The sequence below is a fragment of the Georgenia daeguensis genome, assembly GCF_039537705.1.
GTDB lineage: Bacteria > Actinomycetota > Actinomycetes > Actinomycetales > Actinomycetaceae > Georgenia > Georgenia daeguensis.
This window is the reverse complement of sequence record NZ_BAABBA010000017.1, coordinates 39,542-53,274: the sequence shown is the minus strand read 5'-3', so window position 1 is coordinate 53,274 and position 13,733 is coordinate 39,542. Positions and strand designations below refer to the sequence as shown.

General features: G+C 74.2%; 13 protein-coding genes. 7 read left to right on the top strand and 6 right to left on the bottom strand.

The annotated features are described in order from the left end of the window. Positions 1-47 precede the first annotated feature (47 nt). Positions 48-836: a carbon-nitrogen hydrolase family protein gene (locus ABD774_RS15675; RefSeq protein WP_345043109.1), complete on the bottom strand. Its 789-nt coding sequence runs from the start codon at positions 834-836 to the stop codon at positions 48-50. A gap of 127 nt (positions 837-963) precedes the next feature. On the opposite strand from ABD774_RS15675, the gene yidD reads away from it, so the two are divergent. Further along, a complete protein-coding gene (gene yidD / locus ABD774_RS15670; protein ID WP_345043107.1) occupies positions 964-1,251 on the top strand; it encodes a membrane protein insertion efficiency factor YidD in 288 nt (95 codons plus the stop codon). A gap of 9 nt (positions 1,252-1,260) precedes the next feature. Here the strand turns inward: yidD and ABD774_RS15665 are convergent, their stop codons facing one another. The 3 genes from ABD774_RS15665 to ABD774_RS15655 all read right to left on the bottom strand — a co-directional run bounded on the left by ABD774_RS15665 (position 1,261) and on the right by ABD774_RS15655 (position 5,279). Beyond that, positions 1,261-2,274 (bottom strand): AAA family ATPase, encoded by a 1,014-nt coding sequence (locus tag ABD774_RS15665; protein ID WP_345043104.1) that lies wholly within the window; start codon positions 2,272-2,274, stop codon positions 1,261-1,263. 95 nt (positions 2,275-2,369) lie between these two features. Continuing rightward, entirely contained in the window at positions 2,370-3,455 is a 1,086-nt protein-coding gene (ychF, locus tag ABD774_RS15660) for a redox-regulated ATPase YchF (protein WP_345043102.1), read from the bottom strand. A gap of 90 nt (positions 3,456-3,545) precedes the next feature. Further along, the gene (locus ABD774_RS15655; RefSeq protein WP_345043100.1) at positions 3,546-5,279 is read right to left on the bottom strand and encodes a gamma-glutamyltransferase; all 1,734 of its coding nucleotides are present in this window, start codon (positions 5,277-5,279) and stop codon (positions 3,546-3,548) included. Between the two features lie 229 nt (positions 5,280-5,508). Between ABD774_RS15655 and ABD774_RS15650 the strand changes: the two genes are divergently transcribed. Together ABD774_RS15650 and ABD774_RS15645 are read left to right on the top strand one after the other, a co-directional pair. Then, positions 5,509-6,600 (top strand): DUF418 domain-containing protein, encoded by a 1,092-nt coding sequence (locus tag ABD774_RS15650; protein WP_345043098.1) that lies wholly within the window; start codon positions 5,509-5,511, stop codon positions 6,598-6,600. Positions 6,601-6,673: 73 nt separating this feature from the next. Continuing rightward, a complete protein-coding gene (locus ABD774_RS15645; RefSeq protein WP_345043096.1) occupies positions 6,674-7,906 on the top strand; it encodes a DNA recombination protein RmuC in 1,233 nt (410 codons plus the stop codon). Position 7,907: 1 nt separating this feature from the next. Here ABD774_RS15645 and ABD774_RS15640 read toward each other — a convergent pair whose 3' ends face one another. Further along, a complete protein-coding gene (locus ABD774_RS15640) occupies positions 7,908-9,023 on the bottom strand; it encodes a 4-hydroxy-3-methylbut-2-enyl diphosphate reductase (RefSeq protein WP_345043093.1) in 1,116 nt (371 codons plus the stop codon). A gap of 99 nt (positions 9,024-9,122) precedes the next feature. Here ABD774_RS15640 and ABD774_RS15635 point away from each other — a divergent pair, with 99 nt between their 5' ends. From ABD774_RS15635 to ABD774_RS15620, 4 genes are read left to right on the top strand one after another with little or no spacing between them, the layout of a single operon-like run. Further along, positions 9,123-9,542, top strand: coding sequence for a DUF3151 domain-containing protein (locus tag ABD774_RS15635; RefSeq protein WP_345043091.1), 420 nt, complete (start codon positions 9,123-9,125; stop codon positions 9,540-9,542). A 5-nt stretch (positions 9,543-9,547) separates the two neighbouring features. Beyond that, entirely contained in the window at positions 9,548-10,825 is a 1,278-nt protein-coding gene (gene xseA, locus ABD774_RS15630; RefSeq protein ID WP_345043088.1) for an exodeoxyribonuclease VII large subunit, read from the top strand. 46 nt (positions 10,826-10,871) lie between these two features. Continuing rightward, positions 10,872-11,219: an exodeoxyribonuclease VII small subunit gene (locus ABD774_RS21700; protein ID WP_425554569.1), complete on the top strand. Its 348-nt coding sequence runs from the start codon at positions 10,872-10,874 to the stop codon at positions 11,217-11,219. Further along, entirely contained in the window at positions 11,216-12,361 is a 1,146-nt protein-coding gene (locus ABD774_RS15620) for a carbohydrate kinase family protein (RefSeq protein ID WP_345043085.1), read from the top strand. The genes ABD774_RS21700 and ABD774_RS15620 overlap by 4 nt, the downstream gene beginning before the upstream one ends. Positions 12,362-12,386: 25 nt before the next feature. Here the strand turns inward: ABD774_RS15620 and ABD774_RS15615 are convergent, their stop codons facing one another. Then, on the bottom strand, positions 12,387-13,712 hold the full coding sequence (locus tag ABD774_RS15615) for an ABC transporter ATP-binding protein (RefSeq protein ID WP_345043083.1): 1,326 nt from the start codon (positions 13,710-13,712) through the stop codon (positions 12,387-12,389). Positions 13,713-13,733 lie beyond the last annotated feature (21 nt).

Here is a 13,733-nt window from a genome sequence, read left to right as displayed (position 1 = left end):
AGGAGGAATGGCCCAGCGCGAAGGGCGGGCGCAGCGAGAAGCGTGCCTCAGCGAGGGACGACGGCGAAGCGGCGGTTGGCCAGGGAGGGGTTGCGCTCGCGCACGGCGCCGACCTTCTGGGCCGAGGCCTCGACGACGGCGACGCCCGGCTCCTCCCCCAGCTCGGCCAGGACCTCGCCCGAGGGGTCGACGGCGAGCGAGCGGCCGGTGCGGTGCCGGCCGCACTGCCCGCTGGCCAGGACGTAGACCGTGTTCTCGATGGCCCGGGCCCGCGCGAGCACCTGCCAGTGCGTCGCCTTGCCGGGGCCGGCCATCCACGTGGCCGGGACGGCGAGGACGTCCGCCCCGGCGTCGACGAGGAACCTCGCCATCTCGGGGAACCGCAGGTCGTAGCACGTCATCACGCCCACGTGGAGGTCACCGACGGGCAGCACGAGCGGTTCCGGGACGGCGGCGGCGAGGCGGTCGGACTCGCGGTCGCCGAACGCGTCGTAGAGGTGAACCTTGCGGTAGGCGCCGGCGAGCGCACCGTCCGGGCCGAGCGCGACGACCGTGTTGGCGGGCCGGTCGCCGGCGGTCTCCGTCATGCCGGCGAGGACCGTGACGTGGTGCTCGCGCGCCAGGCCGGCGAGCGCGGTGACGAAGGCGCCGTCCAGCGGCTCCGCCTGCTCGCGCAGGTGCGCGGCGTCCGGCCGCGGGTCCCACGACATCGTGTACTCCGGCAGCACCACCAGCGCCGCGCCGTCCGCCGCCGCCCGCGCCACGAGCGCCGACGCGGCGTGGAGGTTGGCCGCCTTGTCCGTCGTCGCCGCGAGCTGGGCGAGGGCCATCCGCATGCCCCGAGGGTACGACGCGGCCTGCTTCGGCTGCCTCGCCCGGCGACGTCGAGCAGGTTTCGCCGGTCGACGAGGCGACCCTGCTCCACCGGGCGGCACGGGGTCACCGCAGCTAGCCTCGGAGCGCATGGGACCACTGAACCGTGCGGCCGACGCCGCGATCCGCGGCTACCAGCAGCACCTCTCCCCGCGGAAGAGCTGGAGCTGCGCCCATCTGGTCGCCCACGGCGGCCGGTCCTGCTCCGCGGCGGTGCGCGAGATCATCGCGGCGCGCGGGCTGGTGCGCGGTGCGGTGCCCACGGCGCTGCGGTTCCTCGCGTGCTACCGGGCGGCCGCGCTGCTGGCGCAGGCCGACGTGCAGGGCGTGTGCTGCTGCGGCGGCATCCCGATCCCGTTCCGGTTCAGCGGGCGCTGATCGCGGACGTCACCCGAGCCAGCGCCGCCATCGAGAGAGCTCGGGTTCACGCGCCGGCTCCTCGCCCAGCGCGCGGGCGGCCTCGGCCAGATCGTCCGCGGTGAGGGTCGTGACGTCGGCACGGTCCAGCGCATCCACACTCCGATGCTCGTCGCGCGTCAGGCGCAGCGCCTGGCGGTTGAGCGCCTGCTCGAACAGCGTGCGGGCGAAGCGCGCGTTGCCCGACTCCTCACCATGGCGGACGCCACCGAGGATGCGGCGGAGCGTCACCTCGGCACCAGGCTCCAGCGCGTACTCGTGCTGGGCCAGGATGGTCGCGAAGATCGCCTCGAGCTCGCCCGTCGAGTAGTCGGGGAACCTGATCTCGCGAGCGAAACGGGAGCGGAGGCCAGGGTTCGAGAGCAGGAACGACTCCATCAGCCGGGGATAGCCGGCGACGATCACCACCAGGCGATGGCGGTGATCCTCCATGCGCTTGAGCAGGACCTCGACCGCCTCGGGTCCGAAGTCGAGCCGCCCGTCGGCCTCCGGGGCCAGCGAGTAGGCCTCGTCGATGAAGAGGACGCCGTCGAGCGCTCGGCGGATCACGCGGTCGGTCTTGATCGCGGTTGCACCGACGTACTGCCCGACCAGAGCGGCCCGGTCGACCTCCACCAGGTGGCCCTTCTGCAGCAGGCCGACCGCCCGGTACATCTCGGCCAGGAGCCGCGCCACCGTGGTCTTGCCCGTGCCCGGGTTCCCGAGGAAGACGAGGTGCTGGGACGTCGCCACCTCGGGCAGGCCGTGCGTCTTGCGGCGCGCCTGCACCTGCAGGAAGGCGACAAGCGCCTGCACCTGCTCCTTGACCGTCTCCAGTCCGACGAGCCCCTCGAGCTCCGCCTGCACCGCCGAGAGCGGCCGGACGGGTCTGGGGCGGCCGCCGAACGGGTCGTCCGCGCCCCGCAGACCGGGCCGCGGAAACTGATCGCCCAGGCGACCCACAGTCTCGCGGAGGTCGTCGAGTGGCTTACGGTTCGAAGCCATGCGCAGAGCCTAAGGGCCCCGGACGCGGAGGGGTACCGCGCACAGAACCGCAAGCCAGCCCGCAGGCGTCAACTCTGTCGTCGCGGTGCAGGCAGTCACACGTTGAAGCGGAACTCCACGACGTCGCCGTCGCGCATGACGTAGTCCTTGCCCTCCATGCGCACCTTGCCGTGCGCACGGGCCTCCGCCACGGAGCCGAGCTCGACGAGGTCCTCGAAGGAGATGACCTCGGCCTTGATGAACCCGCGCTCGAAGTCGGTGTGGATGACGCCGGCGGCCTGCGGTGCCGTCCAGCCCTGGTGGATGGTCCACGCGCGGGCCTCCTTCGGGCCGGCCGTGAGGTAGGTCTGCAGCCCGAGCGTGTGGAAGCCGACGCGGGCGAGCTGGTCCAGGCCCGCCTCCTCCTGGCCGGACTCGGCGAGCATCTCCTTGGCCTCGTCGGGCTCGAGCTCGACGAGCTCGGACTCGAACTTCGCGTCGAGGAAGATCGCGTCCGCCGGTGCGACGAGCTCGCGCAGCTCGGCCTGCATCGCCTCGTCGGCCAGGCCGGCGTCGTCGGTGTTGAAGACGTAGATGAACGGCTTGGCCGTCATGAGCTGGAACGTGGCGAGGACCTGGGGGTCGAGGCCTGCCTTCTCGGCGCCGGCGGAGAGCAGCGTGCCCTGCTCGAGGAGCGCCATCGCGGCCTTCGCCGTCTCGAGCACCTCGGCGTCGACCTTCTTGCCGCGGACCTCCTTCTCCAGCCGCGGGATCGCCTTCTCCAGGGTCTGCATGTCGGCGAGGATCAGCTCGGTGGAGATGGTCTCGATGTCGTCCTTCGGGTCCACCCGGCCCTCGACGTGGACGACGTCGCCGTCCTGGAAGACGCGGGTGAGCTGGCAGATGGCGTCGGCCTCACGGATGTTCGCGAGGAACTGGTTGCCCAGGCCCTCCCCCTCGGAGGCGCCCTTGACGATGCCGGCGATGTCCACGAAGGAGACCGTGGCGGGCACGATCCGCTCCGAGCCGAAGATCTCCGCCAGCTTGTCCAGGCGCGGGTCCGGCAGCGGGACGACGCCGATGTTCGGCTCGATCGTCGCGAACGGGTAGTTCGCCGCGAGAACCGTCGCCCGGGTCAGGGCGTTGAAGAGGGTGGACTTGCCGACGTTGGGGAGACCGGCGATACCGATAGTGAGGGCCACGTGGGCCGAGTCTACGTGCCCGGCCGCCCGCACGAACCGCAGGGTGGTGACGACCGCGCCACACCCCCGGCAGCCGTCATCCCGGCGAGATCAGGGCTGCCCGACGGCGAAGTCGGCCTCGCGCCGGGTGTCGGCGGTCCCCGTGATCTCGCCCGTGTCGTGGTTCACCTCGAGCGCCTGCACGGACCCGAAGACGGCCTCCTCCACGGCGACGACGTCGACGCTCCAGCCGAGGTCTTCGTACGCCTCGGCGTCCGCGGGCGGCGGCTGCGTCTCCGTCGTGAGCGTGGAGCCCTCGAGGATGAAGCGCGGGGAGGCGACGGCGTCGGCGAGCGGCTGGTCGTGCAGCCCCCACCTCGTGAGGACGTTGGCCAGGACGTTCGGGATCTGCCGGCCCCCGGGCGAGCCGATCCCGAGGACGGGCCGGCCCTCGCCGTCGACGACGACTGTGGGCAGGGACCAGCTCACCGAGCGGCGGCCCGGCGCGGGCTCGTTCGCGGCGGTGCTCCCGATCGAGTCGAACCGGGAGAGCTGGTTGTTGAGGAAGAACCCGCCGACCATCTCGCCGGATCCCCAGAAGCTCGTGATCGTGTTGGTCATCGAGACCATGAGGCCGTCCCGGTCGACGACGGTCAGGTGCGTGGTGTTGCCGGGCACGACGTCCCGCTCCGGCGCGGCGACCACGTCGCCGTCGCCCTCCCCTGCGGCAACCACGTCCGCGGCCAGCTCCGCGTTCCGGGCCGGGTCGGTGAGCTCGTCGACGGGGACGTCGACGAAGGCGGGGTCGCCCACGACGGTGTCGACGCTGCGGTCCGCGACCTGCCAGGCCCGGGAGAGCTGCTCCACGTAGCGTGCGGAGCCCGGCTCGGACCCGCCGACGCCGGCGGCCTCGGCCACCTGCAGCATCTGCACCAGCCCCGCCCCGGGCAGCGGGGGGGCGGCGGCGAGCACCCGGTGGTCGCCGAACGCCCCCTCGACGGGCTCCGTGCGCACCACCTCGTACGCGGCCAGCGAGGCGGCGTCGAGCCCGTCGACCGTGGTCAGCGCCTCGGTCAGCGGACCGTCGTAGAAGGCGTCCGCCCCGCCGTCGGCGATCGTGCGCATGGTGGCCGCGAGGTCCTCCTGGACGAGCCGCTGGCCGGCCGCGAGCGGCTCGCCGCCCGGCGAGAAGTGCTCGAGGCGGCCGACGGCGGCCGGGCCGTGGTCGCTGCGCATGCGCAGGGCGAGGAAGTCCGAGACCTCGAAGCCGTCGGAGGCCAGCTCGATCGCCGGCGCGATCACCTCGGACCAGGGCAGCTCGCCGTGGTCCTCGTGGAGCGCGGCCATGCCGGCGACGAAGCCCGGGACGCCGGTGCCGGACTCGGGGATGCGCCCGTCCCGGGCGACGACCTCCCGGTAGTCGTACGCCTGGGGCTCGCCCTCCCCCGTCGGGACGACGAGGGCGGCGCCGCCCCCGCCGATGCCGGAGGCGAAGGGTTCGACCACGGCGACCGCGAAGGCGGTCGCGACGGCCGCGTCGACGGCGGAGCCGCCGGCGTCGAGCACCTGCATGCCGGCGTCCACCGCGGCCGGGTGGCCCGCGCTCACCGCGTGGTTGCCCAGCGCGGCGGCCGGCTCCGTCGCCGGCTCGCTGGTGGCCGGGGGCGGCGGCGAGGACGACGGCGGGGCGGTGGTGGGCTCCGACGTCGGGGCGGTCGGGACGCTGTCGGAGCAGCCGGTGACGACGGCGAGGAGCAGGGCAGCAAGACCGGCGAGGCGGGTGCCGCCGCGACGGTCGGCGGCGGAGGCAGAGGGGCGGGCGGCACGCGAGAGGAGGTGGTCCATCGCCCCGCCACGCTACCTCCCGACGGCACGGCCGCAATCCGCGGGCCACCACTCGTCGAGGTCACTCCTGTCTCACCGACCTCCTCGGTCACGCGGCTACCGGGTGGGCGGACGACTGTGAGGAGGTGCACCGGCCAGCGCGGGCCGCTCGCGGTCGCACGGACGGCGGTGGCGCCTACCCTGGAAACACCGAGCGGCCGACCGGCCGCCCCGATCGGAGCCGCCGCGCGTGACCTCACTTCGCACAGGCCCTGCCGCCGCGGTGGGTCGCCCAGAGCAGCCGACGACCGCACGGGTCGTCGCGCTGGACGTCGCCCGCGCGATCGCCATCCTCGGGATGCTCGTCGTCAACGTCGGTCCCCGGGACGACTCCGGTCCGGCCGCGATGGTCATCCGCGCAGCCCACGGCCGGGCGTCGCTGCTGTTCGTGCTCCTGGCGGGGATAGGCATCAGCCTGCTGACCCGGCGGGCGCGCCAGGGCGGCCCGACCAGGAGGGGCACGCTGGTGTGGCGCTCGGCGCTGCTGCTCGTGGCGGGGCTGGCGCTGCAGCTCCTCGACCACGACGTGAAGGTCATCCTGCCCACCTACGCCGTGCTGTTCCTCGTCGCTGTCGCGGCTGTGCGCCTGCCTGACGTCGGGCTGCTGATCGGCGCGGGGGCGGCGACCCTCCTCGGTCCGCTCGTCTGGATCGGCGGCCAGCGCGGCACGGACTTCGACATGGAGCCGGCGAACCTCACCAGCACACCGCTCGACGTCCTCTCCTCCGTGGTCCTCACCGGGCCGTACCCGGTGGTCACCTGGGTCGCGCCGTTCCTCCTCGGGATGTGGCTCGGACGCCGCGACCTGACCGCCCGCACCGTTCAGGTCAGGCTCGTCGCCGTCGGGTCCGCGGCCGCGGTGGCCGGGATAGCGGTCTCCCGCGCCCTCGTCGCCCTGACCGGCCAGCCGGGCGAGGAGGTGGGGCTGGACCGCCTCTCCTCCGCCGTCGCCCACTCGCAGATGCCGCTGTGGCTCGTGAGCGGCACGGGGAGCGCGCTGGCCGTCGTCGGCCTGGCGCTGGTCCTGGTGCCACGCGCCGGCCGCTGGGCCCGCCCGCTCGTGGCCGTCGGCCAGCTGTCACTGACGGTCTACGTCGCACACCTGCTGGTGATCGCGGCCCTCGTGCGGCCCGGTCCGGGATCGGCCGCCGAGGGGCTCGGCGTCTCGTTCCTCATCGGTGCCGCGGCCATCCTCTTCGCCACGCTGTGGCGGGCGAAGTTCCGGCGTGGCCCGCTCGAGACGTTCCTGCGCGTCCCGTCGCTCCTGCACCGCGCCGCCTGACGGCGCTCCCCGCCCGGCCGCCGACGGCGCGGCCCCGGCCGCCATGTCGGTGGTGGCTGGCATCGTGCTGGTCATGGAGATCACCACGGTCCTGCTTCTCGCCGCGGCGCTGCTCGTCGGGTGCGTCCTCGGTTACGCCGTCGCGCTGGCCCGGGGTGCCGCCCTGCGCGGCGACGGCGCGACCGCGGCCGAGGTGGGCGAGCTGCGGGCCCGCGCCGCGGCCGCGCAGGCCCGGGCCGAACGGCTGGCCGAGGAGGTGGAGGACCTCCACGAGCGCGCCCGGCAGGACCACGACGTCCTGCGCGCCCTCGGCCCGGTGCAGGCCACCCTCGCCCAGGTCGGCGAGCACGTCGCCCACCTCGAGCGTGAGCGCACCGAGCAGTTCACCGTCCTGACCGAGCAGCTCCACCACGCGCGCCGGACGGACGTCGAGCTCCAGCGGACGACGGCGCAGCTGGAGTCCGCCCTGCGGTCCACCTCGGCGCGCGGACAGTGGGGCGAGATGGAGCTGCGCCGGGTCCTGGAGGCGTCCGGGATGATGCGGCACGTCGACTTCGTCGAGCAGCGCTCGCTCGGGGCCGCGGGCTCCCCCGGCCGGGCCCGGGGGGCGGGGGGCCGGCCGGACGTCGTCGTGCACCTGCCCGGGGAGAAGTACCTGGCGGTCGACGCCAAGGTGCCCATGGACGCCTACCTGGAGGCGAGCGCACTGGGCGAGCGGCCGACCGGGGAGGACGCCGAGCGCCGGGAGCGGCTGCTCGCCGCGCACGCCAAGGCGCTGCGCGGCCACGTCGACGCCCTGGCCCGGCGGGCGTACTACGAGCAGCTGCCCGGGTCGCCGGAGCTGGTCGTCATGTTCGTCCCGTCCGAGGGGCTGCTCGCCGCGGCGCTCGAGGCCGACCCGACGCTGCTCGAGCACGCCCTCCGGCAGGGGGTGGCGCCGACCTCGCCGTCCTCGCTGCTGGCCCTGCTGCGCACCACGGCGGCGGTGTGGTCGACCGAGCAGGTCAGCGCCGAGGCGAAGGAGCTGCTCGAGCTCGGCCGGACGCTCTACGACCGTCTGGGCGTGGTCGCGGGCCATCTCGGCGGGCTGGGACGCTCGTTGCGCACGAGCGTCCAGCACTACAACAAGGCCGTCGCGTCGATGGAGCAGCGCCTCCTGGTGACGGCCCGTGACCTGGAGTCGCTAGGCGCGAAGGATCTGAGCATCGAGCCGATCTCGGCCGACGACGCCCAGGTCCGGACGTTCACCGCGCCGGAGCTCGTCACCGACGACGGCGGCTCGCTGCTCGCGGGGCGCGCCGGTTAGCTCAGGCCCGCGGTGCCACGGTCGCGCCGCGGCGGGCGCGGTGCGGGCGGTCCGGCTGCTCGCCGGCCCGCTTGAGATCTGCGCGGAGGTTCTTGGGCAGGGAGAACATGATGTCCTCGGTCGCCGTGCGGACCTCCTCGACGCCCGTGAAGCCGAGCCCCTTGAGGCGGTCGATCACGTCGCGCACGAGGATCTCGGGGACCGACGCGCCGGACGTCAGGCCCACGGTGGTGGCGCCGTCGAGCCAGGCGGGGTCGATCTCGTCGGCCTTGTCCACCCGGTAGGACGCCCCGGCCCCGGCCTCCAGCGCCACCTCGACCAGGCGCACGGAGTTCGAGGAGTTGGCGGAGCCGACCACGATGACGACGTCCGCCTCGGGCGCGAGCTTCTTGACGGCCACCTGGCGGTTCTGGGTGGCGTAGCAGATGTCGTCGCTCGGCGGGTCCTGCAGGTGGGGGAACCGCTCACGGAGCAGCTTGACCGTCTGCATGGTCTCGTCCACCGACAGCGTGGTCTGCGAGAGCCAGATGACCTTCTCCGGGTCGCGGACCTGGACCTGGTCCACCTCGTGCGGGCCGTTGACCACCTGGATGTGCTCCGGGGCCTCTCCCTGGGTGCCCTCGACCTCCTCGTGGCCGTCGTGGCCGATCAGGAGGATGTCGAAGTCGTCGTTCGCGAAGCGGACGGCCTCCTTGTGCACCTTGGTCACGAGCGGGCACGTGGCGTCGATCGTGGCGAGGTTGCGGGCCGCGGCCTGGGCGTGGACGGCCGGGGACACCCCGTGCGCCGAGAACACCACGCGCGCCCCCTCGGGCACCTCGTCGGTCTCGGAGACGAAGATCGCCCCGCGCTCGGAGAGCGTCTCGACGACGAACTTGTTGTGCACGATCTCCTTGCGCACGTACACCGGCGCACCGTAGAGCTCGAGCGCCTTCTCGACGGCGTCGACGGCGCGGTCCACGCCGGCGCAGTACCCGCGGGGGGTCGCCAGCAGGATGCGCCTGCCGTCGGGCGAGGGGTTGCTCTCGACCGCGCCGGGGAACGCCGAGGCGCCGGCGAGCGAGGAGACCCGGCCGGCGGGTCCGGTGGACTCAGGAGTGGTCGTGGGCGTGGTCACCTGGCCAGGGTACGTGGGGACCGTCGGGCAGGGCCATCGAGGTGTCCGAAAGCACAGGGGCGCGGGCCGGTGTCACGGGCGGGTGCGACGATGGCACCCATGAACCGGAACCTGCTCGAGCCCGACCCCATCCTGCTCCCGGCGGACCACCCCGACGTGCCCGCCCGCGCCGCGCTGGACGCCGGCGAGGACGCGCGCGCCGTCGCCGCGCAGCACCCGGCCGCCAGCCTGGCGTGGGCCACGCTCGCCCGCGGGGCCCTCGAGGCGGGCGACGCCGTCGCCGCCTACGCCTTCGCCCGCACGGGCTACCACCGGGGCCTGGACGCGCTGCGGCGCGCCGGCTGGCGCGGCGCCGGGCCGGTCCCGGCGAGCCACCTGCCCAACCAGGGGTTCCTGCTCTCGGTGCTGACCCTGGCGGACGCCGCCGCGGCGATCGGCGAGACCGACGAGCACGCGCGGTGCATGCAGCTGCTCACCGACTCGGACCCGCGCGCCGTCGAGGTGCTCGGGGCCCGGTGACGTCCATGGGCACCGTGACCAGCGACCACCACTCCCCAGCACCGCGCCGCCTGGCCGCCCGGGCGCTGGAGACCACGGCCGAGAACCCGTGGCCGGTGCGGCTGCTCTCGTCCAAGATCACCGAGTACGTCAACCGGATGGCGCCGCTCTGGGTCGAGGGTCAGGTGGTCCAGCTCAACCGCCGGCCCGGCGCCACGCTGGCGTTCCTGACGCTGCGGGACACCGACGCGGACATGTCCCTGCCGGTGTCCGTGCACGCCCGGGTGCTCGCGGCGGTCGAGGCGCCGCTGGAGGAGGGCGCGCACGTGGTGGTCCACGCGAAGCCGACCTTCTGGCCCAAGCGCGGCACGCTCCAGCTGCAGGCGGACGAGGTCCGGCCGGTCGGGGTCGGCGAGCTGCTGGCCCGCATCGAGCACCTCAAGCGCGTGCTCGCCGCCGAGGGTCTCTTCGACGCCGACCGCAAGGTGCCGTTGCCGTTCCTGCCGGGCACGGTGGGTCTCGTGTGCGGCCGGGAGTCCAAGGCCGAGCACGACGTGGTCGTCAACGCCCGCGCCCGCTGGCCCTCCCTGCGCTTCGAGATCCGCGAGGTCGCCGTCCAGGGCCCCCGTGCCGTCCCCGAGGTCACCGCCGCCATCGCCGAGCTCGACGCCGACCCGGCGGTCGAGGTGATCGTCGTGGCCCGCGGCGGCGGCGCCGTCGAGGATCTGCTGCCGTTCTCCAACGAGGCGCTGGTCCGCGCCGCGGCCGCCTGCCGCACCCCCCTGGTCTCCGCGATCGGGCACGAGACCGACACCCCGCTGCTGGACCTGGTTGCCGACTACCGCGCGTCCACCCCCACCGACGCCGCCAAGCGCGTCGTCCCCGACGTCGCCGAGCAGCGCCGCGGGCTCTCCCAGGCCCGCCAGCGCATCCGGCACGCGGTGCGGGCCCGCCTGCACGGCGAGGAGCAGCGGCTCGCCGCGCTCCGCTCGCGCCCGGTGATGGCCGACCCGCACGCCGTGGTGGAGCGCCGCGAGGAGGAGGTGCGGCGGGCCCGGCTCGCCGCGTCACGGGCGTTCGCCTGGCGCACGGACCGGGCCGCGGGCGAGCTGGGGGCGTTGGTGGGCAGCCTTCGTGCGCTCTCGCCCGCGGCGACGCTGGCCCGCGGCTACGCCGTGCTCCGCACGCACGAGGGCGAGGTGGTCCGCGCCCCGGACCAGGTGGAGCCCGGCGACCAGCTCGAGGCGTTGCTGGCGCAGGGCCGGCTGGTCGTCGAGGTCGGCTACGACGAGCCAGCGGTGTGACGGGCCGGGCCTGCACGAGTCGGTGGCCGATGAAAGACTGTCGAGCGTGAGCCAGAATCTGTCCGACCTGCCCGACGTGTCCACCCTGAGCTACGAGCAGGCCAGGGACGAGCTGGTCGAGGTGGTGCGCCAGCTGGAGGCCGGCTCCACCTCGCTCGAGGACGCCCTCACGCTGTGGGAGCGCGGCGAGGCGCTCGCGGCGCGGTGCCAGTCCTGGCTCGACAACGCCAGGGCCCGCCTCGACGCCGCCCGTGCTCCGGCGGACGGGCAGGCCAGAACCGCCGACGGGCCGCGCGGGACCACGGCCGCCCAGCCCGGTAACGACCCCGCGGCGGAGCGCGAGGCCGCGCTCGACGACGCCGCGGCCGCCCTTCCCGAGGAGGAGTCCGCATGAGCGAGCCGTTCACCACCCCCGAGCCCGCCGGTGCCGTTCCGCCGCAGCGTGCGGGCAACGCCCCCGGCGGCGACGGCAGCACGATCGAACGGTCCCCGAAGGCACCGGCCGAGCACGACCCCTTCCGCCCGGTCGGCGACCCGGAGCTCTCCGAGGGACCGAAGGCGCCCACCTCGGAGGCGTGGGGCGCCACCGCCAGGGACCGGCTGGCGCGCGACCCCGCCACCGGCTCCGCGCTCGTGATCGGCGAGGCGCTGGTCGACATCGTCGAGCGGCCGGGCGAGGAGCCGTCGGAGCACCCCGGCGGCTCCCCCGCCAACGTGGCCGTCGGGCTCGCCCGGCTGGGCCGCGACGTCGAGCTCGTCTCGTGGTTCGGCGCGGACCCGCACGGGGCGCTGCTGCGCTCGCACCTGGAGCTGGAGGAGGTCCGCCTCGCCCCGGCCTCCGCCCGCGCCTCCCGCACCTCCACCGCACGCGCCAGGCTCGACGACACCGGCGCCGCGACGTACGTCTTCGATCTCGAGTGGGCGCCGCCGGAGCCGGACCCCGCGCTCGAGCCGCTGGTGCTGCACACCGGGTCCATCGCCGCGGTGCTGGAGCCGGGCGCGCGAACCGTCACGTCGACCGTCGAGCGGCACCGCCGGCACGCCACCATCAGCTACGACCCGAACGTGCGCCCCGACCTCATGGAGGACCGGGAGCGCACTCGCCAGAGCGTGGAGCAGATCGTCGCCCTGTCCGACCTGGTCAAGGTCTCGGACGAGGACCTCGGCTGGCTGTTCCCGGGTGAGGACCCGATCGCGGTCGCCCGCCGCTGGCTGGCTGCGGGACCTGGCCTGGTCGTCGTCACCCGGGGCTCCGCGGGCGCATGGGCCGGGACGGCCGGGGGCCTGGAGCTGACGTCACCCGCCCGCGCGGTCGAGGTCGTCGACACCGTCGGCGCCGGCGACTCCTTCACCGCGGGCGTCCTGGACGGGCTGTGGAGCGCGGGACTGCTCGGCGCGGACCGTCGGGACGCCCTCCGGGCGGTCGACACGGCCACCCTGCAGGGCATCCTCGACCACGCCGGGCGCATCGCGGCGATCACGGTCTCACGGGAGGGCGCCAACCCGCCCACCCGCGCCGAGCTCACCGTGGACTGATTCGCTCGCGCCGGCCGGCGGCGGGTCAGGCACCCGCCGCCGTGCTGCCCTCCCGGGTGCCGCTCTCCCGGGTGGTGCCGTCCGGACCGGCCGGCGCGGCCGTCCGTTCCGCGCGCCGCCGGGCCCGCTCGAGCGCACGCCGCCGCTGCTCCTTGGCGTCCTCCTCGAGCTTCGCGGCGCGCTCCTCGTCACGGGTGAGGTTGTCGCCGCTCTCGGGATCGAAGACGTGGATCTTCGTCGGGTCGATCCACAGCTCGGCAACGTCACCGTCCCGGACCGGGCTCATGGCGTCGAGCGCCACCACCAGCTGCGAGCGCATGCCCTCGCCCTCGAGCTCGCGGTCGAGCTCGTCGAGCTTCTTGCGCACGCTCTCCTCGGTCTCGTAGGGCACGTACGCGTAGAGCACCTCGCCGAGCCACTCGGTGACGTCCACGTTGGCGTCGAAGACCACGCCCGAGCCGCGACGGTCGGCTGCGATGAGGTCCGCGTCCTCGAAGTCGTCCGGCCGGATCCCGACGATCACGGTCTCCCGGTTCCCCACGGCCGCCCGCAGACGATCGTCCAGGGGCACGTCGGCGATGGGCAGCCGCAGCACGTCCCCGGTGACCACGCCGGCCAGGAAGTTCATGGGCGGCGAGCCGATGAAGCCGGCCACGAACAGGTTCACCGGCTGGTCGTAGAGACCGCGGGGGCTGGCCACCTGCTGCAGGATGCCGCGTCGCAGGACCGCCACCCGGTCCCCCAGGGTCATCGCCTCCGTCTGGTCGTGGGTGACGTAGACCGTGGTGATGCCGAGGTTGCGCTGCAGGCGGGCGATCTCGGTGCGCATCTGCCCGCGCAGCTTCGCGTCGAGGTTGGACAGCGGCTCGTCGAAGAGGAACGCGCGCGCCTCCCGCACGATCGCGCGCCCCATGGCCACCCGCTGCCGCTGACCGCCGGAGAGGTTCGCGGGCTTGCGGTCGAGGTGCTCGTCGAGCTCGAGCAGGCTGGACGCGCGCCGGACCCGCTTGTCCACCTCCTCGGAGGAGAACTGGCCCTTCTGCAGACGCAGCGGGAAGGCGATGTTCTCGTACACCGTCAGGTGCGGGTAGAGGGCGTAGTTCTGGAACACCATCGCCAGGTCACGGTCGCGCGGTGCCTTGTCGTTGACGACCTCGTCGCCGATCCGCAGCTCGCCGGAGGTGATGTCCTCGAGGCCGACGATCATCCTCAGCAGGGTGGACTTCCCGCAGCCGGAGGGTCCGACCAGGATGACGAACTCGCCGTCGTCGATGTCGAGCGAGACGTCGTTGACGGCCGGGAACCCGTCGCCGTACTGCTTGACGATGTGGTCCATGGTGATGGATGCCATTGAGGTTCTCCTCCTCGCGGC

Bases quoted from the DNA above. Each gene is read 5' to 3' on its own strand.
- ABD774_RS15675 (WP_345043109.1), bottom strand. From the start codon at position 836: ATGCGGATGGCCCTCGCCCAGCTCGCGGCGACGACGGACAAGGCGGCC.
- yidD (WP_345043107.1), top strand. From the start codon at position 964: ATGGGACCACTGAACCGTGCGGCCGACGCCGCGATCCGCGGCTACCAG.
- ABD774_RS15665 (WP_345043104.1), bottom strand. From the start codon at position 2,274: ATGGCTTCGAACCGTAAGCCACTCGACGACCTCCGCGAGACTGTGGGT.
- ABD774_RS15655 (WP_345043100.1), bottom strand. From the start codon at position 5,279: ATGGACCACCTCCTCTCGCGTGCCGCCCGCCCCTCTGCCTCCGCCGCC.
- ABD774_RS15645 (WP_345043096.1), top strand. From the start codon at position 6,674: ATGGAGATCACCACGGTCCTGCTTCTCGCCGCGGCGCTGCTCGTCGGG.
- ABD774_RS15635 (WP_345043091.1), top strand. From the start codon at position 9,123: ATGAACCGGAACCTGCTCGAGCCCGACCCCATCCTGCTCCCGGCGGAC.
- xseA (WP_345043088.1), top strand. From the start codon at position 9,548: ATGGGCACCGTGACCAGCGACCACCACTCCCCAGCACCGCGCCGCCTG.
- ABD774_RS15620 (WP_345043085.1), top strand. From the start codon at position 11,216: ATGAGCGAGCCGTTCACCACCCCCGAGCCCGCCGGTGCCGTTCCGCCG.
- ABD774_RS15615 (WP_345043083.1), bottom strand. From the start codon at position 13,712: ATGGCATCCATCACCATGGACCACATCGTCAAGCAGTACGGCGACGGG.